This window comes from Sphingomonas sp., assembly GCF_003248515.1.
GTDB lineage: Bacteria > Pseudomonadota > Alphaproteobacteria > Sphingomonadales > Sphingomonadaceae > Sphingomonas_I.
The window spans coordinates 1-1,868 of sequence record NZ_QFOB01000033.1 but is presented as its reverse complement, the minus strand read 5'-3'; the positions used below and the strand labels follow the sequence as shown (position 1 = coordinate 1,868).

The window sequence follows — 1,868 nt, the reverse complement described above, 5'->3', positions numbered from 1 at the left end:
TTGCGATCGCGGGCGTGGTTCGACAATCCGTCGAATATCGACATGACGGCGCTGTATGTGGAGCGTTATCTGAATTTTGGTCTGAGCCTGGAGGAGCTGCGCTCGGACAAGCCGATCATCGGGATTGCGCAGACGGGGAGCGATCTGAGCCCGTGCAACCGGCATCATCTGGTTCTGGCGGAACGGATGCGGGAGGGGATCCGCGAGGCTGGGGGTATCGCGCTGGAATTTCCGGTGCATCCGATCCAGGAGACGGGCAAGCGTCCGACGGCGGGGCTGGACCGCAACCTGGCCTATCTGGGGCTGGTGGAGTCGCTGTACGGCTATCCGCTGGATGGCGTGATCCTGACGACGGGGTGCGACAAGACGACGCCTGCGCTGCTGATGGCGGCGGCGACGGTGAACCTGCCGGCGATCGCGCTTTCGGTGGGGCCGATGCTGAACGGCTGGTTCAAGGGCGAGCGCACGGGATCGGGCACGATCGTGTGGCATGCGCGCCAGCTGCTGGCGGCGGGCAAGATCGATGACGAGGGCTTCATCCGGCTGGTGGCGTCCTCGGCGCCGTCGACGGGCTTCTGCAACACGATGGGCACGGCCTCCACGATGAACAGCCTGGCGGAGGCGCTGGGGATGATGCTGCCGGGCACGGCGGCGATCCCGGCGCCGTATCGCGACCGGCAGGAGGCGGCATACAGGACGGGGCTGCGCATCGTGGAGATGGTGCGCGAGGATCTGAAGCCGTCGGACATTCTGACGCTGGATGCGTTCCACAATGCGATCGCGGTGAATTCGGCGATCGGGGGCTCGACCAACGCGCCGATCCACCTGGCGGCGATCGCGCGCCATATCGGTGTGGAACTGCCGCTGAAGGATTGGGAGACGATCGGGCACAAGATCCCGCTGCTGGTGAACCTGCAGCCGGCGGGCGAATATCTGGGCGAGGATTATTATCGCGCGGGCTCGGTGCCGGCGGTGGTGTCGCAGCTGATCGACCAGGGGCTGATCCGCGAGGGCGCGCTGACGGTGAACGGCAAGACGATCGGCGAGAATTGCCGCGGCGTGCCGATCGAGGACGAGAAGGTGATCCGTCCGTTCGCGGCGCCGCTGAAGGAGGAGGCGGGCTTCGTGGTGCTGTCGGGCAATCTGTTCGATGCCGCGATCATGAAGACGAGCGTGATCTCGGCCGAATTCCGCGACCGCTATCTTTCCAATCCGAACGATCCGGAGGCGTTCGAGGGGCCGGCGATCGTGTTCGACGGGCCGGAGGATTATCATCACCGGATCGACGATCCGTCGGTGGGGATCACGCCGGAGACATTGCTGTTCATGCGCGGCGCCGGGCCGATCGGCTATCCGGGTGCGGCCGAGGTCGTGAACATGCGGCCGCCGGCCTATCTGATCACGGAAGGCGTGACGGCGCTGCCGTGCATCGGCGACGGGCGGCAATCGGGCACGAGCGGCAGCCCGTCCATCCTCAACGCCTCGCCCGAGGCGGCGGCGATGGGAGGGCTTGCGCTGCTGAAGAGCGGGGATCGGGTGCGCATCGACCTCAACAAGGGCACGGCCAACGTGCTGATCCCCGATGAGGAGCTGGCGCGGCGCCGGGCCGATCTGGTCGCCGCCGGCGGCTATGCCTATCCCGCCTCGCAGACCCCCTGGCAGGAGATACAGCGCGCCATCGTCGGCCAGATGAACACCGGCGCCATCCTCGAAGGCGCCGAAAAATATCAGCGCATCGCACAGACCAAGGGCCTCCCCCGCGATAACCATTGACCGGGAAAGGGGAAAGTCGCGTCACATCGCCTGCAACGCGATGTGACGCCGCTCCGCCGCCGAACGATAAATCGCCTCGATCACCCGAAGATCCG

General features: G+C 66.2%; 1 protein-coding gene. It reads left to right on the top strand.

The window, feature by feature from the left end:
• Positions 1-1,773, top strand: a 1,773-nt coding sequence (locus tag DI605_RS21425; protein WP_293977818.1) for an IlvD/Edd family dehydratase, incomplete at its 5' end; no start/stop codon positions are given.
• Positions 1,774-1,868 lie beyond the last annotated feature (95 nt).